The organism is Escherichia sp. 94.0001 (assembly GCF_013369155.2).
GTDB classification, from domain to species: domain Bacteria; phylum Pseudomonadota; class Gammaproteobacteria; order Enterobacterales; family Enterobacteriaceae; genus Escherichia; species Escherichia coli_F.
On sequence record NZ_JABWMS020000223.1, the window covers coordinates 1 to 574 of the forward strand.

The 574-nt window shown below is 47.0% G+C and carries 2 protein-coding genes; one reads left to right on the forward strand and one right to left on the reverse strand.

Going from position 1 to position 574, the window contains the following annotated elements:
* On the forward strand, positions 1-223 hold a 223-nt coding region (locus HEN33_RS25365; RefSeq protein WP_001073702.1), incomplete at its 5' end, for a hypothetical protein.
* Here HEN33_RS25365 and HEN33_RS25370 read toward each other — a convergent pair.
* Positions 220-574 (reverse strand): hypothetical protein (locus HEN33_RS25370; RefSeq protein WP_014654004.1); only part of this gene is annotated, 355 nt, incomplete at its 5' end. The genes HEN33_RS25365 and HEN33_RS25370 overlap by 4 nt on opposite strands.

Genomic DNA, 574 nt, shown 5'->3' on the forward strand with positions numbered 1-574 from the left:
GTGCCAATCCGGTACGTGGGGGACAATAGGTGGAAAACTCAAAGTTACTCAGCTTTCCACCACAGGTTATCTGGGGCAATTCGACTTCTGTGCCATTGCCAGAATGGGCAACGCAGAGGATGCCCACTACTGCCAGGTAGTTGAGAGCCCAGCAGGTTCACGCAAATGGTACAAATACGAGCATAAGACAGGTTGTATTGCGTCGTGTGTAACGCTCAATTAAGTTTGATATCCAAATACTGAAAATACCCCGGCACCACATGATGTATTTTCTGTTGGATAGGATGTTATCTGATAGGAAGTACCTGCAGGTACAGCAAAGCTGATAAAGGCTGTTTTTCCATATGCAGGGTTATTGCTGGCATTCACGCTAATTAGCGTCCCACCAACATATCCCTGCAGTCGGGATGTATTTGCACATGCACCTCCGGCAGATCCTCCATTACCTCCAGATGCATAAATAAACAATGTACTGCCCCCTGAATTCCGCCCTGAGAATGAACCTCTATGTGAACCTAAGTTTGTGTAAGAACCATTGAGCGAACCAGAAGTCTTCCACGTACCGGATTGGCAC